The organism is Streptomyces sp. NPDC004111, from assembly GCF_042874215.1.
In the GTDB taxonomy this organism is placed as follows: domain Bacteria; phylum Actinomycetota; class Actinomycetes; order Streptomycetales; family Streptomycetaceae; genus Streptomyces.
Window position 1 is genome coordinate 20,329 of record NZ_JBIAMU010000031.1, and the last position, 18,413, is coordinate 38,741.

The 18,413-nt window shown below is 71.8% G+C and carries 11 protein-coding genes and 3 pseudogenes; 9 read left to right on the top strand and 5 right to left on the bottom strand.

Annotation, left to right across the window (positions count from 1 at the left end; all coding sequences use genetic code 11):
• Positions 1-97 precede the first annotated feature (97 nt).
• Positions 98-853: a nitroreductase family protein gene (locus ACFYVL_RS40690; protein ID WP_389254417.1), complete on the top strand. Its 756-nt coding sequence runs from the start codon at positions 98-100 to the stop codon at positions 851-853.
• Positions 854-1,111: 258 nt separating this feature from the next.
• Here ACFYVL_RS40690 and ACFYVL_RS40695 read toward each other — a convergent pair.
• A pseudogene (locus tag ACFYVL_RS40695) lies at positions 1,112-1,283 on the bottom strand (transposase); the annotation flags it as partial.
• A gap of 257 nt (positions 1,284-1,540) precedes the next feature.
• Here ACFYVL_RS40695 and ACFYVL_RS40700 point away from each other — a divergent pair.
• Positions 1,541-2,281 carry a class I SAM-dependent methyltransferase gene (locus ACFYVL_RS40700; RefSeq protein WP_389254419.1) on the top strand — a complete coding sequence of 247 codons (741 nt, stop codon included), beginning with the start codon at positions 1,541-1,543 and terminating at the stop codon, positions 2,279-2,281.
• Positions 2,282-2,337: 56 nt separating this feature from the next.
• Positions 2,338-3,006, top strand: coding sequence for a winged helix-turn-helix domain-containing protein (locus tag ACFYVL_RS40705; RefSeq protein ID WP_389254421.1), 669 nt, complete (start codon positions 2,338-2,340; stop codon positions 3,004-3,006).
• A 729-nt stretch (positions 3,007-3,735) separates the two neighbouring features.
• On the opposite strand, the pseudogene ACFYVL_RS40710 reads toward ACFYVL_RS40705, so the two are convergent.
• The 4 genes and pseudogenes from ACFYVL_RS40710 to ACFYVL_RS40725 form a co-directional block, all read right to left on the bottom strand.
• Positions 3,736-4,430, bottom strand: a pseudogene (locus tag ACFYVL_RS40710) (transposase family protein).
• Positions 4,431-4,553: 123 nt separating this feature from the next.
• The gene (locus ACFYVL_RS40715; protein ID WP_389254423.1) at positions 4,554-5,120 is read right to left on the bottom strand and encodes a dTMP kinase; all 567 of its coding nucleotides are present in this window, start codon (positions 5,118-5,120) and stop codon (positions 4,554-4,556) included.
• The gene (locus ACFYVL_RS40720) at positions 5,117-5,251 is read right to left on the bottom strand and encodes a hypothetical protein (protein ID WP_389254425.1); all 135 of its coding nucleotides are present in this window, start codon (positions 5,249-5,251) and stop codon (positions 5,117-5,119) included. The genes ACFYVL_RS40715 and ACFYVL_RS40720 overlap by 4 nt, the downstream gene beginning before the upstream one ends.
• Positions 5,252-5,426: 175 nt before the next feature.
• Positions 5,427-5,705, bottom strand: a pseudogene (locus tag ACFYVL_RS40725) (ISKra4 family transposase); the annotation flags it as partial.
• A gap of 562 nt (positions 5,706-6,267) precedes the next feature.
• Here ACFYVL_RS40725 and ACFYVL_RS40730 point away from each other — a divergent pair.
• From ACFYVL_RS40730 to ACFYVL_RS40755, 6 genes are read left to right on the top strand one after another with little or no spacing between them, the layout of a single operon-like run.
• Positions 6,268-7,725, top strand: a complete 1,458-nt coding sequence (locus ACFYVL_RS40730) for a 3-phosphoshikimate 1-carboxyvinyltransferase (protein ID WP_389254427.1) — start codon at positions 6,268-6,270, stop codon at positions 7,723-7,725.
• Positions 7,726-7,757: 32 nt separating this feature from the next.
• Entirely contained in the window at positions 7,758-9,125 is a 1,368-nt protein-coding gene (locus ACFYVL_RS40735; RefSeq protein ID WP_389254430.1) for an aspartate aminotransferase family protein, read from the top strand.
• A complete protein-coding gene (locus ACFYVL_RS40740; protein ID WP_389254432.1) occupies positions 9,122-10,417 on the top strand; it encodes a Coenzyme F420 hydrogenase/dehydrogenase, beta subunit C-terminal domain in 1,296 nt (431 codons plus the stop codon). Before ACFYVL_RS40735 ends, ACFYVL_RS40740 begins: the two co-directional genes overlap by 4 nt.
• A complete protein-coding gene (locus ACFYVL_RS40745; RefSeq protein ID WP_389254434.1) occupies positions 10,410-11,537 on the top strand; it encodes a 3-hydroxyacyl-CoA dehydrogenase NAD-binding domain-containing protein in 1,128 nt (375 codons plus the stop codon). The genes ACFYVL_RS40740 and ACFYVL_RS40745 overlap by 8 nt, the downstream gene beginning before the upstream one ends.
• Complete coding sequence (locus tag ACFYVL_RS40750; protein ID WP_389254436.1) at positions 11,534-13,504, top strand: non-ribosomal peptide synthetase; 1,971 nt, start codon at positions 11,534-11,536, stop codon at positions 13,502-13,504. Before ACFYVL_RS40745 ends, ACFYVL_RS40750 begins: the two co-directional genes overlap by 4 nt.
• Positions 13,497-18,413: an SDR family oxidoreductase gene (locus tag ACFYVL_RS40755; protein WP_389254438.1), complete on the top strand. Its 4,917-nt coding sequence runs from the start codon at positions 13,497-13,499 to the stop codon at positions 18,411-18,413. Before ACFYVL_RS40750 ends, ACFYVL_RS40755 begins: the two co-directional genes overlap by 8 nt.

The following is an 18,413-nucleotide window of genomic DNA, read 5'->3' on the forward strand; positions in this document are numbered from 1 at the left end:
AAGTATACGTTCTCGTTTACTTCGAAGGGAGTTGCTGGCTATAGTGCCAATCTAGGTAAACGATTGCGTTTACTTTGGCGATTCTGAGGAGAGTTCCATGAGCGGACCGGTCTTCACCCGGACACGCGAAAGCGAGGCGCCCGTCGGCGGGACACAGCCGGGCGCGATACAGCTGGGCGGGAGGCGAACGTCGGAGTACGCCGAGCAGCTGATCCGCGGGCGCCGTGCGACCCGAGCATTCCGTCCCGATCCGGTGCCCGAGGAGACTCTGCGCGAGGTGTTCTCCCTGGCCGGCACTGCGCCGTCCAATTCCAACGCGCAGCCGTGGCGGGTCGAGGTGGTCGGTGGCGCACGGCGAGACCGTCTGGCCGACGCCCTGCGAACGGCCCACGCCGAACGACGCGTCACGGCCGACTACCCGTACTCCGAGGGCATGTACGCCCCCATCCACCAGGAACGGCGGGCCGCCTTCGGCTCCAGCCTGTACGGAGCGCTGGGCATCGGCCCCGATGACCACCCGGCTCGCGCGGCCTACGACGCGGAAAGTCTGGGCTTCTACGGGGCGCCTCATGCCGCGTTCCTGTTCGTTACCGGCGACGGCGGGCCGCGCCTGGCCGCCGACGTCGGTGCTTACCTGCAGACGCTGCTGCTGGCCATGACCGGCTACGGCGTGGCCAGCTGCCCGCAGGGCCTGCTCAGCTTCTACGCCGGCACCATCCGTGATCAACTCGGCGTGGACGAGGGGAAACTGCTTGTGGGTATCTCCTTCGGCTACGCCGACGAGCACGCGCGGGTGAACCGGGTCGCGGCTGGCCGGGCGGCCCTGGAGGCAACCACCACATTCCACACCTAATGAGTTTTCGTTAGTTCTATAGTTTCTTGGGATGGATTGTCAGGTTGATGTGGGTGAGGAAGGGCCAGGGGGGTTGTTCGGTGGAGCAGATCCCGTGGATGCCGCGTTCGGCCGCGTCGGCGACATCGGCGAGGTGGTCGCCGGCGAGGTAGCTGTCCGGGCGTCGTGCGGGGACGGCCGACCGGCAGACGGACTCCCGCCTTCGCGAGCACAGGGATGAACTGCGGACCGTCCCCGGCCTCCCCGGCAGTCAAAATCCCAGGGGCCGAACTCGGCAGGCATCTCCCCCCACTGCCCGCTGGAGCGGAACCGCCGGATCACACCCTCGGACTGCTCCCGCAACCGCTCCGGGTACGGGCCGTACCTACCGATCGGCAGGTGCGGACTCAGTGAACTTCCACTCGGCATTGGTGAGTTGCCGACGAGTCACGACTCCAGTCCTACCGGATTCCACCGCGCGAAGAGAGCAGAACCCAGCAGCTGATCACGACATCACGCAGGTAGGTCAGCAGCCCGCGCGATACATCGGTACTGCACGCTCGGGAGCCGCAGACAGTCCGCTGTCTGCGGCTCCTCCACTTCAGTGGATCGTTGACAGCGGCCACGATCCCCCTTGAGCTCCCTCGAATTGTCACGGCTCTGTCCCAGCCCGGGGGATTCGAAGCTGCCCGTGCCACGCTGAGGCGCATGCCTGCCACACCTGAGAGCCCTGCCGGGCCTACACGCGAGTTCGCGGCCAACGCCTACGACGGCTTCGCCGAGGCCTACGAGGCCGAGAACGAGACGAGCCTCCTCAACGCCTACTACAACCGGCCCGCGATCCTGGACCTGGCCGGGGACGTGGCCGGACGGCGGGTCCTCGACGTCGGCTGCGGGGCCGGCCCCGTGTTCGCGGCGCTGCGCGACCGGGGCGCGACCGTGACCGGCTTCGACGCCAGCGCGGGGATGCTGAAACTGGCCCGGAGGAGGCTCGGACCCGATGCCGCCCTGCACCAGGGAGACCTGGCCGACCCGCTGCCGTTCCCCGACAGTTCCTTCGATGACGTCGTCGCCCCCCTGGTGCTCCACTACCTGGAGGACTGGACGGCGCCGCTGGTCGAACTGCGGCGCGTCCTGAAGCCCGGCGGCCGGCTGATCGCGTCCGTCAACCACCCCACGGTCTACACGCTTCTTCACCAGGACAAAAGCTACTTCGAGACCGTGCAGTGGTCCTACGACTGCGACTTCGCCGGCCAGAAAGCCGTCCTGACCAACTGGCACCGCCCGCTGCACGCCATGACGGACGCCTTCACCGCAGCCGGATTCCGGATCTCAGTCATCAGCGAACCAGCCCCTTCTCCGGACGCCGCGAAGGCGTTCCCCGAGGATCCCGCAGCCCGGAAGAGGTTCATGTGCTTCCTGTTCTTCGTCCTGGAGGCTTCCTGCTGACGTTTTCGGTGTGGGGCCGGGGTGACGGCGGGTGATCCCTGCGGCGCGCCATGGGTATGCGGTACGCACAAGGGGGTGGCCTGATCGCCCAGCGGCGGCGGGCTGGGGAACAGCTTCGCTGCCTGGCCGCCGAGCGGTTCGCCCGCGGTGATGAGAACTCGCTGATCGCGAAGGATCTGCGGGTCACCGAAAGGTCGGTGGAACGCTGGCGCCGCGCTTGGCGCGAGGGCAGTACCAAAGGACTGACTTCGCGAGGCTCGCCAGGCCGACCCAGGCTCACCGACGCCCAGTTCTTCGTGCTGGCAATGGAGTTGGCCAAGGGTCCCGCTGCCCCTGGGTGGAAGGACCAGCGGTGGACCCCGGCCCGGGTGAAAACTGTGATCGGCCGGCGTTTCCACCTCACCGTCTCGATCGCCGGTGTGTGGCGCCTGCTCACGAGCCACGGCTGGCCGTGGCAGGCGCCCGCACGACGGGCCCTGGAGCGGAACGAGGACGCGGGTCATGCTCGGGAAGAAGCAGGTGTGGCCGGAGGTGGGAGCATCGCGGCGGCGCTCGTAGTCTGGATCGTCGCCAGGCGAAGCGGGGTATTCAGAAAGACCGCCTCCAGTCATACCGCGGCGCGTTCGGTACGAAGTCGGCAGCCCGACCCGTCCGACCGCTCAACACGCGCCTCCAGGGTGAGTCCAGCTCCCAACCTGAATCGCCGCACCGGCACGACCAGGTGATATGCCGCAGCGGCAGGATACGAAAGCCGAACCGGTCACACATGAACGGTTCGTGAGCTGTTCGCCCGACTGGCACCCCAGCACGATGGTGCATGAAACAGCACGGCGTGCGGTTCACCCCGCCAGTCCGTGTTGATCGCACACGTCAGTCGTGGGGTCAACCAGAGGTAACGCACCCACGCGACTCCCGCAAAGAAAACCCACGAAAAAGGGAGCTTCCCATGACCTTCATCAGCCCCCGACTCAGCGTAGCCATGCTCAGCCCATTGCTCGTGTCAGCCAGTCTGCTCTCCGCCACCCCCGCCCAGGCGGCGCCTACTGCCGAGCAGACACTGACTTCTTCTACCGTCGCACCCGCCTCGAGCACAAAGGCGACGGCCGCTGGAGCACAGTCGCTGTGCACCAGGGTTGTCACCGGGACCCCGGGCCATTGGACCGAGGACAGCGGCTGTTCCTGGAGCACTCCTCCCGTCGGAGGGCCTAGCGCCGTCGGCTTCGAATGGAGTATTGCGGCCTCTGGCAGCAACCAGACAGCATGTGTGGAAGCCAGGACCACACCGCGCAGCCCGTGGAAGTCCGCCGGGTGCGGCAATCAGGGCACTACCAGTCTTGCCGCACCGGGCGGCTCGATCGGGGCATACCAGGTCCGTGTGATGAGCACACAGCCCTTCTCCATCGCTTCGGTGCGGTGGGGCGACGGGCTGAGGACCAGCTGATTCATAAGGATCTTCAGCGTCGCCGCTCGAGGGTGAGAACGGCTTTGGTCATTGACGTGAGTCGGTTGGGGCTGATGCGGGCTTTGCGGAAGATCCGCCAGGCCTTGAGGAGGGCGAAGGCCCGCTCGACGGGGAAGCGGAGCCGTGCGCGTGTACGGTTGACGGCTGCCTGTCTGGTGGTGAGAGTGCGTCCGAGGTGTCGATTGAATGGCACCTGGAACGTGCCGTCGGCTCCTGCATGGACTTTGTCGGCGAGGACGGGGATCCGAAGTCGTTCACAGAAGGTGACGATGCGGTGGGTGCGGGCGGCGGTGATGCCGACGGTTCGGCCCGGCAGTGCGGGCGAGTACCAGATCAGCTCGCCCGCCGGGTCCGTGACGGCCTGGATGTTCACGCCATGCCGACGGGCATTGCCCGAGTAGTCCCGTTCGTGGCCGCCGACCCGGTCCCACTCGGCGATGGTGCCGTCCACCCACACGTATGCGGGACGCGCCCGGCGCAGGGCCCGGATCACAGGGACGGTGCCCTCGCGGCGAGGAGCTCCGTCACCTACTGCACGGAGGCGTGGGCGGTGCCCTCGCTGATCCGGAAGCTCGCGGCGGGCTTGGCACAGGTGGTGTGCTCGCGCAGGTACACCAGGGCGATGACGACGCGTTGCGAGGGTCGCAGTGTGCATCGGCGGTCACCCTCGCGGGTGACGGTCGGCATCGTGACCCACTCCACGAGCGCATGCGGCAGGCCGCGTGCGGCAGGTTAGATGACCAACGAGGCCTCCGGTCACGGCGGTTGAGACGTCAGACATCTCGAACCACTGCCCGAAGGCCTCGCCTGCTATCCAGCCTCGACCGTCACCCGATCGGTGACCACTCTGAAGATGCTCAGTGAGGCCAGGGTGTTCGTGGCGGCCGTGTAGAGAGCTGCTTCGCGTGCGGGCCCGAGGGGGTCGTGGTGGAAGCGGTGGCGGCGCCCGCGCGTTGCCAGGCGGCCGGTGATGGTGGCGGGTGCGGCGGTGAGGATCACGGCGAGGTCGGGCATCAGGATCGCGGCGTTGACGGTGAGCAGGAATGGTTCGGGCACGCTGTCGAGCTGTCGCAGGACGAGGGTGGAGGCCAGGTAGCGGTCGCAGATCACCGTGTGTCCGGTGGCGAGTGCCGGGTGGACGTCGTGTGCCAGGTGTTCGTACCGGTTGGCCGCGACGAGGCAGGCCAGGGCGTGGCCGCGGATGTGGTCGGCGTGGGCCCGGGTGAAGGTGCCGAGCGGGCTCGTGGAGGGCTCGGCGGTGGGGTGCACGGCGCGTCCCCGTTGACAGAGCACGGCTTCCAGAGTGGAGAGCACGGTGGATTTCCCTACGCCGCTCGGGCCGTCGACCGTGACGAAGACCTCGGGGCGGGGCGTCATGCCGCGCTGCTTTCGCGGTTGCGGCGGTGCTGTTCGCGCGTGGGCACGGCGAGGGCGCTGCGTACCTCGGGCAGGGGAGCGCCGCCGAACTGGATGCCGACACTGAAGTTGAACTCGTCGCGGTCGCGCATGGATTACTCGGCTCCGTTTGCCGCGCGTTGGGTGCAGATCCTAATTCCCTCGTAACAGCCGCCGTACAGCGAGTCAGCCGTCGTGGTTGTTCGACTGTCCGACACCTGGTCGGAGCCTGGACTGCAGTCCTCTGGCTAGAGCGGTGCGGATGGTCATTTTGGTGGTGGCCACGTGGGCGCCGGTGATGTCGAGCCGGTAGGCGATCAGGTGGCGGCAGGCGCCCTCGACGGCGCCGGTGGCGATCGGCCGGCCGGCCGCACGTGCGGTGTCGTAGTGGAGCTGGTCGAGGTGGCCAGTGAGGTAGCGGTGGCAGGTGGTGACGGCCTCGCGGCGGGTGGTGGGTAGCTGTTCGGCTGCGGCCTGCGCGGACATCTCGGTGGCGGCGCGCTTCGCGTGTCCGGCGAGGATCGCGGTGAGTTTGTCCGCGGCCCAGGTCTCGACCTTGCGGCTGCCGTACGAGCGGTCGAACGGCTTCTCCCCGGAGTGAGCGGTGTGTTCGGTGCTTGAATTTATGCGTGAAGTCGGTGAATGAAACCTCGCCCGACGAGCATTTTCGGAGTGATGTGGATCGCCTTTGCGGGTGCGGTGATTACAGGAGCCCGACAAGGGGAAGTGGTGTGTATTTCGGGGGCGTTGGGCGGCAGGTGAGACTAGTTGAAGTCGTCAACGTTTCATTGACAGTTGCTCTGTGCAGGTGATTGAGTCGGGCCAGTCACAAGGCCGTGGTCACAGCCTGTAGGGCGAGGTGGAAGGGGTGCACTGTCGGCGGATTCGCTATTCCTCACCGGCTTATTTCCGCCACCGTGGCCAGTATTTTCCCCTCCTGGCCACCGGTCCGTTTTCGCGGTGACGGCCGGAGATTTGACCGACGCTTTTCCTTTTCTTGTCCCGCTGTCGGTATGGCGTTCACAGGGGTCTGTACGGAGGGTTTCTGAGCCGTACTCGCGGAGCCGCCCGCACCGCGCGTGCTGCCGGTCGGCCCGCAGGTTCTCGAATCCAGGAACAGGAGCAAGGTGTGCTTGACGCCAGGAGGGCGACCCGGAAGACATTCGACAAACCGGGTACCGAATCGGCGGACTTGGCGGTGGACGGCGGCCGGGCCGAAGAGGCCGTCGGCGTCAGCACGTTGAGAGTCGGCGTGCCGGGCGACAAGTCGGTCACCCACCGGGCGCTGCTGGCGGCCCTGCTGCCCGGCGCACCCGAGGTGCTGACGGTGCGCAACGCCAACCTGGGCGGCGCGGTGCGGGCGCTGCTGCCCGCGATGCGGGCGCTGGGGGTGGAGACCGGGGCGGACGGCAGCACACTCACCGTGCGGCGCGGCGCGTTACCGGTGGAGCAGCCGGTGCGTGAGCATCCGGACGTGTCCGACTGGCCGCGGGGCGTGCCGTACCTGGAGACCGGAGGGTCGAGCGCCGCGGCCCGGCTGCTGGTCGGAGTACTGGCGGGCAGCGGCACCGCCGCTGTGGTGGACGGGGACGAGGTGCTGCGGCACCGCCCGATGGACTGGCTGATCGACCCGCTGACCGAACTGGGCGCGGACATCGCCTACTTGGGCGACGAAGGCTGCCTTCCCGTCCTGTTGAAGGGGGCTGTGCACCGCCCGGGAACGGTGACCCTGCGGGTGGGGAGCGCACAGGCGCGGTCCGCCGTACTGCTGGCCGTGGCCGCCGCGGGACTGCCCGCGACCGTACGGCACCCGGTGCGCTCGCGGGACCACACCGAGCGGATGCTCGCCGCGTTCGGAGGCGGACTGGACGAGGGCGACAACGTACTCGTCTGGGACGGTGCGGCGTTCGAGGTGCCCGAGGTCATCGACGTCCCCGGCGACCCGTCCCTGGCGGCCTATCCCGTCGCCGCGCACCTGCTGTGGGGCGACGGCGGAACGCTGCGGGTGCCGGGCGTCTGCCTGAACCCGACCCGCACGGGCTTCTTCGACGTGCTGCGCAGGAGCGGAGCCGACATCTCCTACGAGGACGGGCACGGGGTCCCCCACGAGGACGGGCGCGCGCACGGCGGCGAACCGGTGGGGACCGTGGTCGTACGGGGCGGACTGGACGGGGTCGAGGCCGTCCGGGTGGAGGAGCCCGCGCTGCTGCACGCACTGATCGACGAGGTGCCCCTGCTGGCCCTGGTCGCGGCCCGGCTGCCGGGAGTGTCGTGGATCGGGTGCGCGGAGGAACTCCGCTTCAAGGAGACGGACCGGTTGACGGCCACGGCACGGATGGCCGGGGCGTTCGGCGCCCGGGTCGAGGTGGCGGACGACGGACTGACCGTGCGCGGCGGCGCCCCGCTGAGGGCCGGTGAGGTGCCCGGCTTCGAGGACCATCGGATCGCGATGGCCGCCGCGACGCTCGCGGGCTGCCTGCCGGGCCGCACCACGGTGCGGGGCGGTGCCTGTCACCGCACCTCGTTTCCCGGCTTCGCCGATGTGCAGCGCGCCGTCGGCGCCCGTGTCGTGGAGGACCCCCGGTGACGAACAGAGGACTGACGAACAGAGGACTACCGATGAAGAGCAGTGCGGTGAGTGCCGAAGCACGGTCCACGGGGAGCGCCCTCGGCCCGGAGTTCAGCAGCGGCAACGGCCCCTGGCTGTACACCGAGGACGGCACCGCCTGGTTCGACGGGACCGCGGGCAGCGGCGCGGCGACGCTGGGACACCAGCACCCCGACGTCACCGCCGCCGTGACCGCCCAGGCCGCACGCCTGACCCACACCGGCTGCAAGCTGACCTCGGACGCCCGCAGACGGATGATCGAGCGGATCTGCGCCCTGTCCCCGTACGAGGAGCCTGCGGTGCTGCCCACCGCGACGGGCTCGGAGGCGGTGGAGTCCGCGCTGAAGATCGCCCGCGCGGCCACCGGACACCGGGCCGTGGTCGGCTTCCGCTACGGCTTCCACGGCAAGACGGCCGGGGCGCTGGCACTCACCTGGCGTGCGGAGTTCAAGACCTACAGCGGCTTCGGGGACGACGGAGCCGAAGGCTCCCCGCCGGTCGTCGTCGCGGAACTTCCCGACCCCCGGCAGCCGGGAGCCGACGACGTGGCCGGTTTCGCGGCCGGGCTCTCGGCGGCGCTGGACGCCGCCGACCGGCGCGGCGGCACCGCGGCCGTCGTCCTGGAACCGGTCCAGGTGACCGAGGGCGTCCTGGACGTACCACCGGCGCTGCTCGACGAGATCGCACGGCAGGCGCACGCCCGGGGCGCACTGCTGGTGCTGGACGAGATCTACACCGGACTCGGCAGGGCCGGGCAGCTGTTCACCGCCGAGCTGATGACCGAGAAGCCGGACCTGACACTGCTCGGAAAGACCCTCGGCAACGGCTTCCCCGTCGGCGCCGTGGTGGGGGAGAGGGCCGTGCTCGACGCGCTGCCGCCGGGCGTGCAGACCTCCACCTTCTCCGGCCACCCGGTCTCCTGCGCGGCGGCAGAAGCCGTCCTGGACATCGTCGTACGGGACGACGTGGCAGGCAGGGCAAGGGAGTTGGGCCAGCGGCTGCGCGTCGACCTGACGGCGCTCGCCGCCCGGCACCCCTGGATGAGGGCCGTCCGCACGACCGGCGCACTGGCGGCCTTCGACTGCGTACGGGACGGGCGGCCCGACCCCGAACTGGCACGGGCCGTCACCGGCGGCGCCCTGCGCGCCCGGCTGCTGCTCTTCGGCGGCGGCCCGGAGGGCGCCACGGTCAAGATCGTGCCGCCGGCGCTGCTGGACGAGGACGGCTACCGGTTCCTGATCGAGGGCATCGGGGCGGCCGTGGCCGAGGCCGCCCGACCGGACGAGCACGCGGCCTCGGCCACCAGAGCCGTGCGCGACGACGGCGCACGGCACGTCGCGCGACACGGCGCGTCCTTACCGGAAGGCGGTGGCTCATGAGCTTCCAGCAGCTCGAACGAGACATACTGGAACCGGAGTTGTGCACCGTGTGCGGGGCCTGCGAACTTGCCTGCCCGGCCGGGGTGATCGGCTTCGAGGGGCTGGACCCGGTGCTCACCGTGGCCTCCTGGACCGCGGCCGACTGCGGGGAGTGCACCGACTGCGTGGACGTGTGCCCGGGTGCCGACCCCGGCACCCCGGCCACCGAGGAGCGGCTGTTCGGCCGCACCCGCACCCCGCAGGAGCGCTGGACCGGCGTCTTCGAGGAAGTGGTCGCGGGGCACGCGCTGGACCCCGTGGTGTACGAGGCCTCCGCCAGCGGCGGCAGCCTCACCGCCCTGCTCCAGACCGCCGTGCGGGAGCTGGGCGTGACGGCGGTGCTCACCATGGGGCGCGACACCGAGGAGCCCTGGCGGGCGGCGCCCGCGCTGACGCGCGATCCGGCCGACCTGGTGGAGACCTCCCAGTCGACCTATCAACTCGCCCCCTACCTCGGCCGGTTGCGCAAGACGATGACCGAGGAACCGCACGCCAGGGTCGCCATGTCGGGCGTGGCCTGCCACATCCAGGCGATGCGCAAGCTCCAGGCCATGGACACCGCCGCCGGACGGTGGGCACGCGAGCGCGTGGTGCTGCTCGTCGAGCCGGCCTGCTCGTCGAGCACCCGCCCCGAGGGCACCGCCGCGGTGATCCGCGAACGCGCCCACGTACCCGTGGAGACGGTGGTGCGGCTGCGCTACCGGGAGGGCGAGTACCCCGGGAACATCGGCATCCGCACCCGGGACGGCGTGGACCACGAGGTCCAGTTCTGGCAGGCGGTACGGGACTTCGCGGGCAACAAGACGTACCGCTGCCTGTCCTGCGGCGACTGGATGTCGGGGCTGGCCGACGTGAGCGTCAGCGACGGCGATCCGAACATATTCGCCGCGAGCGTCAGCGGCGAGGGACAGAAGAAGCACGGCCGGGTGTTCATCCGCACCGAGGCAGGAGCCGCGGCGGTGGCCGCGGCCAGGGAGCACGGACTGCTCACCCACGAACCGGTGGACTTAGCAGGCCTCAACCTCGGCCTGGAACGCAAGCGCAACCGCCGTGCCACCTACGAACGCGCGGACCGGCCGGTGCCTCTGGGGCCGATACCAGGCCACCGCGAGGAGCTGGACGTCGTACCGGACGAGCGATGGATCCCGGCCCCGCCGGGCCGGGCGGCAAAGCGTACGACGGACCAGGACCCGCCCGACCGCGCCGAGCCGGGTGCGGCGGAGGGGACGACGGGGGAGCGCGACGATGACTGAACAGGCGTCGTGGGCACGGGTGCAGGACGCCCCGGCGGCCGGTCCGTCCGGTGCCGTCGCTCCGCTGCCCGTACGGCAGCTGGTGGCGGCCGGCGGTCGGGACCCGGTCCTCGAAGAGGTACTGCGCCGGCCTCCTGGCCGCGGCGAGATACGGCTGCGGACCGAGTGGAGCCTGGTGAGCCCGGGTACCGAACTGCACTACCTGGACCGCTCGGCCCGCACCGGCGAGCGCTTCGTCCTCGGATACTGCGCGGCCGGGGTGGTGGACGCGGTCGGCCCGCCGGCCCCCGGCTTCGCCCCGGGCGACCGGGTGATCGCCATGGGCTGGGGCGAAGCCGTGCACAGCGAAGCGGTCACCGTGCCGTACCGGCTGTGCCGCCGGGTCCCCGACGGCACAGACCTGGCGGACGCGGTGGTGGCGGGACTGGCGGCGACCGCGGTGCACGCGGTGGACCGCGCGGTCCTCGCCCCCGCGGACGAGGTCGCCGTGGTGGGCGCGGGCATGGTCGGCCAGCTGGTCGCCCAGACCGCGGCGGCCCGGGGCAACCCCGTCACCCTGCTGGACCTGCGCCCGGAGCGGCTGCGCACGGCGCCCGCCCTCGGACTGGCCGCCGCCGACGGGACGCACTTCGAGGTGGACCGGGAAGACGGTGCCCCCGGGACGGCCGGGAACGGCGGCCGGTGCGTCTTCCTCTGCGGCACCGGGGACGCCGGGGCCACCGTCGTGGCCGCGGCCCGCTGGGCGGGCCGGGCCCCGGGGCGCCCCCGGCTGATCGGCGTGGGCCGGTTCGCGGCGCACATCGACTTCAGCGTGGAACTGGGCAACCTCGACATCCGGTACGCGGCCCGCTGCGGCGCCGGATACCGCGACCCCTCCTACGCCCGCGGGCTGACCGACGCCGTGGCGCCGGACGGCGAGGGCACGGTCACCGAGAACCTCCAGCGGGCACTGGACCTGATCCGCACCGGCGGGATCCGCCCCGCCGCCATGGACCTCCCGCGCTTCGGTCTCGATCAGGCAGCCGAGGCCTACGCGCAACTGCGCGAGCGCCCCGCGCACCCCGCCGTGCTCTTCTCCCACGGCCCGGCGGACCGACCGGAAAGGGGTGCGACACCATGACCACGTCCCTCGACCGAACACCCACGGAACACCGGCCGTTCCCGCCCGCCGAGCAGGCCGGAACGCTCGTGCACCGCTTCCTGGAACAGGCCGCCGCCCACCCGGCGAGGGAGGCCGTGGTCACCCCCGAGGTCCGCTGGACCTACCGGGAGACCGCCGGGCGCGCGTCCCGCGTCGCCGCCTCGCTGGCCGCGGCCGGACTGCGCCCCGGCGACCGGGTCGGCCTGCTCTTCTCGCACGGCGCGGAGATGATCGCGGCGCTGCTCGGCGTGCTGCACGCCGGACTGTCCTACGTACCGCTGGACGCGGCCTACCCCGAACAGCGCCTCGCCCTCATGGCGCGGGACGCGGGCGTACGGGCCCTGGTCGCCACCGCCCCGCACCTGCCGCTGGCCGGCCGGCTGGCGGACCGGCAGCCGGTGCTGCCGTACGAGGACCTGGCAGCAGGACCGGCGGCGGAGAGCACGGGCCGGGAGGCACCGGCGCCCGACGGCCCACGGACACGGTCCGACGACGTGCGGGCGCGGCCCGAAGGAGAGGCGTACGTCCTCTACACCTCCGGGTCCACCGGGCGGCCCAAGCCGGTCGCGCAGACCCACCGCAACGTCCTGCACCACACCCGGGTGTGGACCGACGGCCTGGGCATCGGCCCACAGGACCGGCTCACCCTCCAGTCCGCGTACAGCTGGGACTCGGCGGTGCAGGACACCTTCGCCGCCCTGCTCAACGGCGCCGCCCTGTACCCCGTCGACCTCAAGACGCTCGGCATCAGCGGCCTGCTGGAATGGATGGCCGCCGAGGACCTCACCGTCTACCACTCCACGCTCCCGGTGTTCCGCGCCCTGGTACGGGCCGTGGAGTCGCGGAAGACCGCACTGCCCGCCATGCGCATGCTCGCCCTCGGCGGCGACACCCTGCACCTGGCCGATCTCGACGCCGCCCGGCGGACCTTCGCCGCGCACTGCCGTGTCGCCGGGGCCTACGGCTCGACCGAGTGCTCCTGCGCGCTGCTGCGCGTCGCCGGCCCCGAGTACCGGCCGCCGACCGGCGTCTTCCCCCTGGGCTTCCCCGCCGCCGACACACAGGTGTGGCTCCGGGACGAGCAGGGGCAGCCGGTCGAGGGGCCGGGCGAGGGCGAACTCGTCGTCGCCAGCGACTACTTGGCGCCCGGCGCGGTCGCGGACGGCCGGACCTACCACACCGGCGACCTCGCCAGGCGGCTGCCGGACGGCACCCTCCTGCTGATCGGGCGCCGCGACTTCCAGGTGAAGATCTCCGGTATCCGGGTGGAGACCGGGGAGGTGGAGAGCGCGCTGAAGGACCTGCCCGATGTGCGCGAGGCCGTGGTGATGCCGTTCACCGACCGCCTCGGCGAGCGGCAGCTCGCGGCCTACCTCGTGGCGGCCGACGGGGCGAAGGCCCGGCCGTCCGTACTGCGGGCGACCCTGCGCGGGGTACTGCCCGACCACGCGGTGCCCACCGCGTACGTCCTGCTGGACGAGCTTCCGCTGACACCGAACCACAAGATCGACCGGGCCGCACTGCCCGATCCCCTCGTGGCACGGGAGACGGGACCGGCCGCGGGCGTACCCGGGGCGGGCCCGCTGGAGCGGGCCGTGGCCGAGGCGTGGCGCGAGGTGCTCGCCACTGACGCCGTCGCCCTGGACGACAACTTCTTCGATCTCGGCGGGACCTCCCTGCGGGTGGCCGCCGTCCATGAACTGCTCACCCGGACCGTCGCGCCCGGACTGCGGATGACCGACCTGTACCGGGCGCCGACCGTCCGCGCTCTGGTGCGGCTCATCGGCAGCGGCGGGGACAGAACCCCGGAGTCCTCCGCGGCGCCCGCCGCACGGGGCGCCCGCAGGCGCACCGCGGCCCGAGGTGGCGCCCGCCGCACAGCGGCCCGCACCGGGCCGGCCGTTCCGCCGCCGGACTCCCCGCACACAGGAGGTACTTGTGACTGACCGCCCCTACGCCGCCGCGGCGGACGGCGCCGACCCCGACGGACGGATCGCCGTCGTCGGACTGGACTGCCGGGTGCCGGGCGCCCGCGACCACCACGAGTTCTGGCGCAATCTGCTCGCGGGCACCGACCAGATCCGCGACGTGGACGAGGAACAGCTCGCCGCCGCCGGGGTGGAGCCCAGGACCCTGGCGGACCCCCGCTACGTGCGCCGGGCCGCGACCGTCGAGGACACCGACCTCTTCGACGCCTCCTTCTTCTACCTCAGCGCCCGCGAGGCCGAACGGATGGACCCGCAGCTGCGGCTGTTCCTCCAGTCCTCCTGGAAGGCGCTGGAACACAGCGGTCACGACTCCGAGCAGTACGAAGGCCGCATCGGCGTCTTCGCGGGCGCACTGAGCAGCACCTACCTGCTGCACAACGTACTGACCGGGGAGAAGGGCTTCGGTGGCTCGCTGCCCAAGCTGCGCCAGGACCTGTCGGCACTGATGGGCAACGACCCCAACCACCTTGCCACCAGGACCTCGTACCACCTCAACCTCACAGGTCCGAGCGTCTCCGTGCAGACCGCCTGCTCCACCTCGCTGGTGGCGGTGCACCAGGCGGCGCAGAGCCTGCTGGGGCAGGAGTGCGACGTGGCGCTCGCCGGAGGCGTCGCACTGCGCTTCCCGCAGGAGGCCGGGTACCTCCACGAGAGCGACTCGATCGCCTCGGCGACCGGCACGGTACGGCCCTTCGACGCCCACGCCGACGGCACGGTCTTCGGCAACGGCGTCGGCGTGGTCGTGCTCAAGCGCCTGTCGGACGCACTCGCCGACGGCGACACCGTCTGGGCGGTACTGCGCGGCTCCGCCATCGGAAACGACGGCGCCGACCGGGTCGGCTACACCGCACCCGGCGTCACGGGCCAGGCCGCCGTCCTCGCGGAGGCACTGGCCGTGGCGGACGTGGACCCGGCGACCGTCAGCTACCTGGAGGCCCACGGCACCGGCACCAGGATGGGCGACCCCGTCGAACTGGCGGCAGCCGCACAGTCCTACCAGGTGGATGGCGCACCGCCGCTGACGATCGGTTCGGTGAAGGCCAACCTCGGCCATCTGAGCACCGCCGCGGGAATCGCCTCGCTCATCAAGTGCGTACTGATGCTGCACCACCGGACCCTGGTGCCCACCCCGCACTTCATCGAGTGGAACCCGCAGTGCGAGGCCGACGGTACCCGCTTCCGCGTCGGCACCGAGACGAAGCCGTGGCAGGCACCGGCCGACGGGGGGCCGCTGCGCTGCGCGGTCACCTCCACCGGCATGGGCGGCACCACCGCACACGTCGTCCTGGAAGAGGCCCCGCGTACCGACCCGGCGGCACGGCGCGCCGCGCCCGCGGCTCCCGTCGTCCTGTTGCCGCTCTCGGCCAAGTCCCCGGCCGCCCTGGAGAGGGCACGCCAGGAACTGGCCGACCACCTGGAAGCCACCGCGCCGGTCCAGGACACACCGGAAGGACTCGACGCCGCCGCGCAGGAGGACGCCGCTGCACAGGAGGACGCACCCGCGCGGCCCGGCGACGCGGCCGGGAAGGACGCGCCCGAAGGGCTCGGCGACACCGCTCTGGAGGACGCCGCCCACACCCTGGCCACCGCCCGCCGCACCTTCAACCACCGTGCCGTGATCACCGCCCCGGACCGGGAGACGGCCGTGCGCGCGCTGCGCAGCGGCGACCCGCGCTTCACCCACCAGGACTCGGGACAGCCCGCCGACCGGTCCGTCGTCCTGCTCTTCCCCGGCCAGGGAACCCAGCACCCCGGCATGGGCCAGGGCTGGTACGAACACCTGCCGGTGTTCCGCCGGGTGCTGGACGAGTGCGCGGAACTGCTGGAGCCGCACCTGGGCCTCGACCTGCGGGACGCCCTCTACCCCCGGCTGCGGGAGTACACCGGCACCCCGTACGACCTGGGCCGCACCCGGCTGACCCAGCCCGCGCTGTTCGCCGTCGAGTATGCGCTGGCCCGGCAGTGGGCCGCCTGGGGCGTGCGCCCGGCCGCACTGGCGGGGCACAGCGTCGGCGAGTACGTCGCCGCCGCCCTCGCCGGGGTCTTCACGCTCCCCGACGCGCTGCGGGTGATCGCCGAACGCGGCCGCCTGGTGGACGCGCTGCCCGGCGGCGTGATGGCCGCGGTCATGCTCCCGCCCGCGGAACTCGCCCCCTACCTCGAAGGGAACCCCGACGACCCCACCGCGGGGCAGGTCGCGCTCGCCGCGGTGAACGAGCCCGCGGTGTGCACCGTCGCCGGACCCAAGGACGCCGTCCGCGCGCTCACCACCCGCCTCACCGCCGACGGCGTCGCGCACCGCAAGGTCATTACCTCGCACGCCTTCCACTCGGCGATGATGGACCCCGCCGTCGGCCCGCTCACCGAACTGCTGCGCACCGTCCGGCTGCGCCGCCCCGAGGTCCCCTTCCTGTCCAACAGGACCGGCACCTGGATCACCGACGAGCAGGCCACCGACCCCGCGTACTGGGGCGGACACCTGCGCGAGACCGTACGGTTCGCGGACAGCCTGGCCACGGTCCTGGACGGCGAGGCCCCGGTCTTCCTGGAAGTGGGCCCCGGCCAGACACTGGCCACCTTCACCCGCCGCCACCCGGACCGGGAGACCGGCGTACCCGTCGTGACCTCCGCCGCCCGCGGGCGGGACGCCGGCGCCGACCTGACCGCGGTCACCGCCGCGCTCGGCAGGCTGTGGGCGGCCGGACTGCCCGTCGACTGGCAGGGCTACTACGCGGGCCGCGGACGCGGCCGGGTACCGCTGCCGACGTACCCCTTCGAAGGCACCCGCTACTGGGTCGAACCCGGTACCGGGACACTGACCGGCGCGGGCACCGCCGCCGGGAACGTGGTGCGCAAGCTGCCGCTGGACCAGTGGTTCTCCGCCCCGGTGTGGCGCCCGGCCGTCGGCACCCTCGACTCGGCCGCCGAACCGCTCACCGACCCCGTACTCCTCTTTGCCGACGAACAGGGCACCGCCGCCCGGATCGCCGCGCACGCCTTCGCGGGCGAGGTGCTCACCGTACGGGCCGGAGCCGCGTACGGGAGGGAGGGCGACACCTGGACACTGCGCCCCGACTCCGAGGAGGACCACACCCGCCTCGTCGCCGACCTGCTGGCCGAGGAGCGGCTGCCGGACCGGGTGCTGCACGCCTGGTCCACCGCGCCGCTGCCCGCCGAACGCGGCAGGGAACGCTTCGAACGCGCCCAACGCCACGGCCTGTACAGCCTGATCGCCCTGGTCAAGGCGTTCAGTGAACAGGGTGTCAGCAAGCCGCTGCAGCTCGACCTGGTCAGCGCGGGCGCCTACGCCGTCAGCCCGGCCGAGCCGGAACCCGCGGCCGAACTCGTCACCCTCGCCGTCGCCGCCCGGGTCATCGGCCAGGAGCACGGCAACATCGGCGCCCGGCACTTCGACCTGCCGGCCGCCGTGGACGAGCACTCGGTGCGCACTCTCGCCGCCGAACTGGCCGCCCACCGCCGCCCCGAGGTCGCCACCACCCTGCGCGGCGGCACCCGCTGGATCACCGACCTCGCCCCGGTACGCGCCGACTGGAGTGCCAAGGCGGCCTCCCGGCTGCGCGAGGACGGCGTCTACCTCATCACCGGCGGCCTCGGCGAGATCGGCTCCACCCTCGCGCACTGGCTGCGCCGCGAGTGCCCCGGCGCCCGCCTGGCGCTGCTCACCCGCGACCCGCTCCCGGACCGCAGTCAATGGGACGGCTGGCTTCAGACGCACGAGGACGACGACGCGACCTCGCTGCGCATCCAGCGGCTGCGGGCCCTGGAGCGCGAGGGCGACCAGCCCTTCCTGGTCCACGCGGACGTCGCCGACGAGAGCGCGCTGCGCGCCGCGGTGGACCGGGTCACCGCCCGCTTCGGTGCCCTGAACGGTGTCGTGCACGCGGCGGGACTGCCCAGCGAACAGTGGGACCGGGCGATCACCGCGGCGAGCGCCGAGCAGTGCCAGTGGCACTTCGCCTCCAAGGCGTACGGGCAGATCGCCCTGGAGAAGGTCCTGGCCGACCACGACGTGGACTTCGCCCTGCTGCTCTCCTCGCTGGCCGGAGTGCTCGGCGGGCTGCGGCTGCTCGGCTACGGCGCCGCCAACCACTTCATGGACGCGGCCGCCGAACGTGCCAACCGCGGCCTGGACCGCACGGTGTGGATCAGCGCCGCCTGGGACGTGTGGCAGCACCACCAGGACGAAAAGCGGGCGATCTCCGCGATCGGCCGCAGCATGGACGACAAGGCGATCCAGCCGGAGGAGGGCCTGGAGGCCGTCCGCAGGCTGCTGACCCTGCGCGACGTCTCCCACGTCGCCGTCTCCACCTGGGACATCGGGCACCGCCTGGACCAGTGGGTGCGCGACGAGCGGATCGCACGCCCGGCGGCAGGCACCGCCGCGACGGCGGCCGACGCCGGGGGACAGCAGGACGCGGACGACCTCGTCGGCCAGGTGGCACGCCTGGTGCGCGACGCGCTGGGCGCCGAGGAGATGCCGCTGGACGCGGACATCTTCGAATTCGGCGGCGACTCCCTGCTCATCGTGCGGCTCCTGTCGAACCTGCGCGAGCAGTTCTCGGTGGAGGTGCCGCTGGCGGACGTGCTCGGCGAGCCGACCCCCGGCGCGCTGGCCGCGCTCGTACAGGAACGGCTGGACGCCAGGGCACAGGCCGCGGCGGAGACGGCCGACGCCCCGGCCGACAGCGGCGAGTACGACATCGAGTCGCTGACGGCGCTGCTGGCCGAACTCGACCCGGACGAGGCCGAACGCCTGCTGTCCGACGCCGAGCAGGACGACGACCGGGACCGGCACGACGAACAGCACCGCCAGGAAGACGAGCACCGCCAGGAACAGGAGCGCTGA

Bases quoted from the DNA above. Each gene is read 5' to 3' on its own strand.
- ACFYVL_RS40700 (WP_389254419.1), top strand. From the start codon at position 1,541: ATGCCTGCCACACCTGAGAGCCCTGCCGGGCCTACACGCGAGTTCGCG.
- ACFYVL_RS40705 (WP_389254421.1), top strand. From the start codon at position 2,338: ATGCGGTACGCACAAGGGGGTGGCCTGATCGCCCAGCGGCGGCGGGCT.
- ACFYVL_RS40690 (WP_389254417.1), top strand. From the start codon at position 98: ATGAGCGGACCGGTCTTCACCCGGACACGCGAAAGCGAGGCGCCCGTC.
- ACFYVL_RS40745 (WP_389254434.1), top strand. From the start codon at position 10,410: ATGACTGAACAGGCGTCGTGGGCACGGGTGCAGGACGCCCCGGCGGCC.
- ACFYVL_RS40715 (WP_389254423.1), bottom strand. From the start codon at position 5,120: ATGACGCCCCGCCCCGAGGTCTTCGTCACGGTCGACGGCCCGAGCGGC.
- ACFYVL_RS40735 (WP_389254430.1), top strand. From the start codon at position 7,758: ATGAAGAGCAGTGCGGTGAGTGCCGAAGCACGGTCCACGGGGAGCGCC.
- ACFYVL_RS40720 (WP_389254425.1), bottom strand. From the start codon at position 5,251: ATGCGCGACCGCGACGAGTTCAACTTCAGTGTCGGCATCCAGTTCGGC.
- ACFYVL_RS40750 (WP_389254436.1), top strand. From the start codon at position 11,534: ATGACCACGTCCCTCGACCGAACACCCACGGAACACCGGCCGTTCCCG.
- ACFYVL_RS40740 (WP_389254432.1), top strand. From the start codon at position 9,122: ATGAGCTTCCAGCAGCTCGAACGAGACATACTGGAACCGGAGTTGTGC.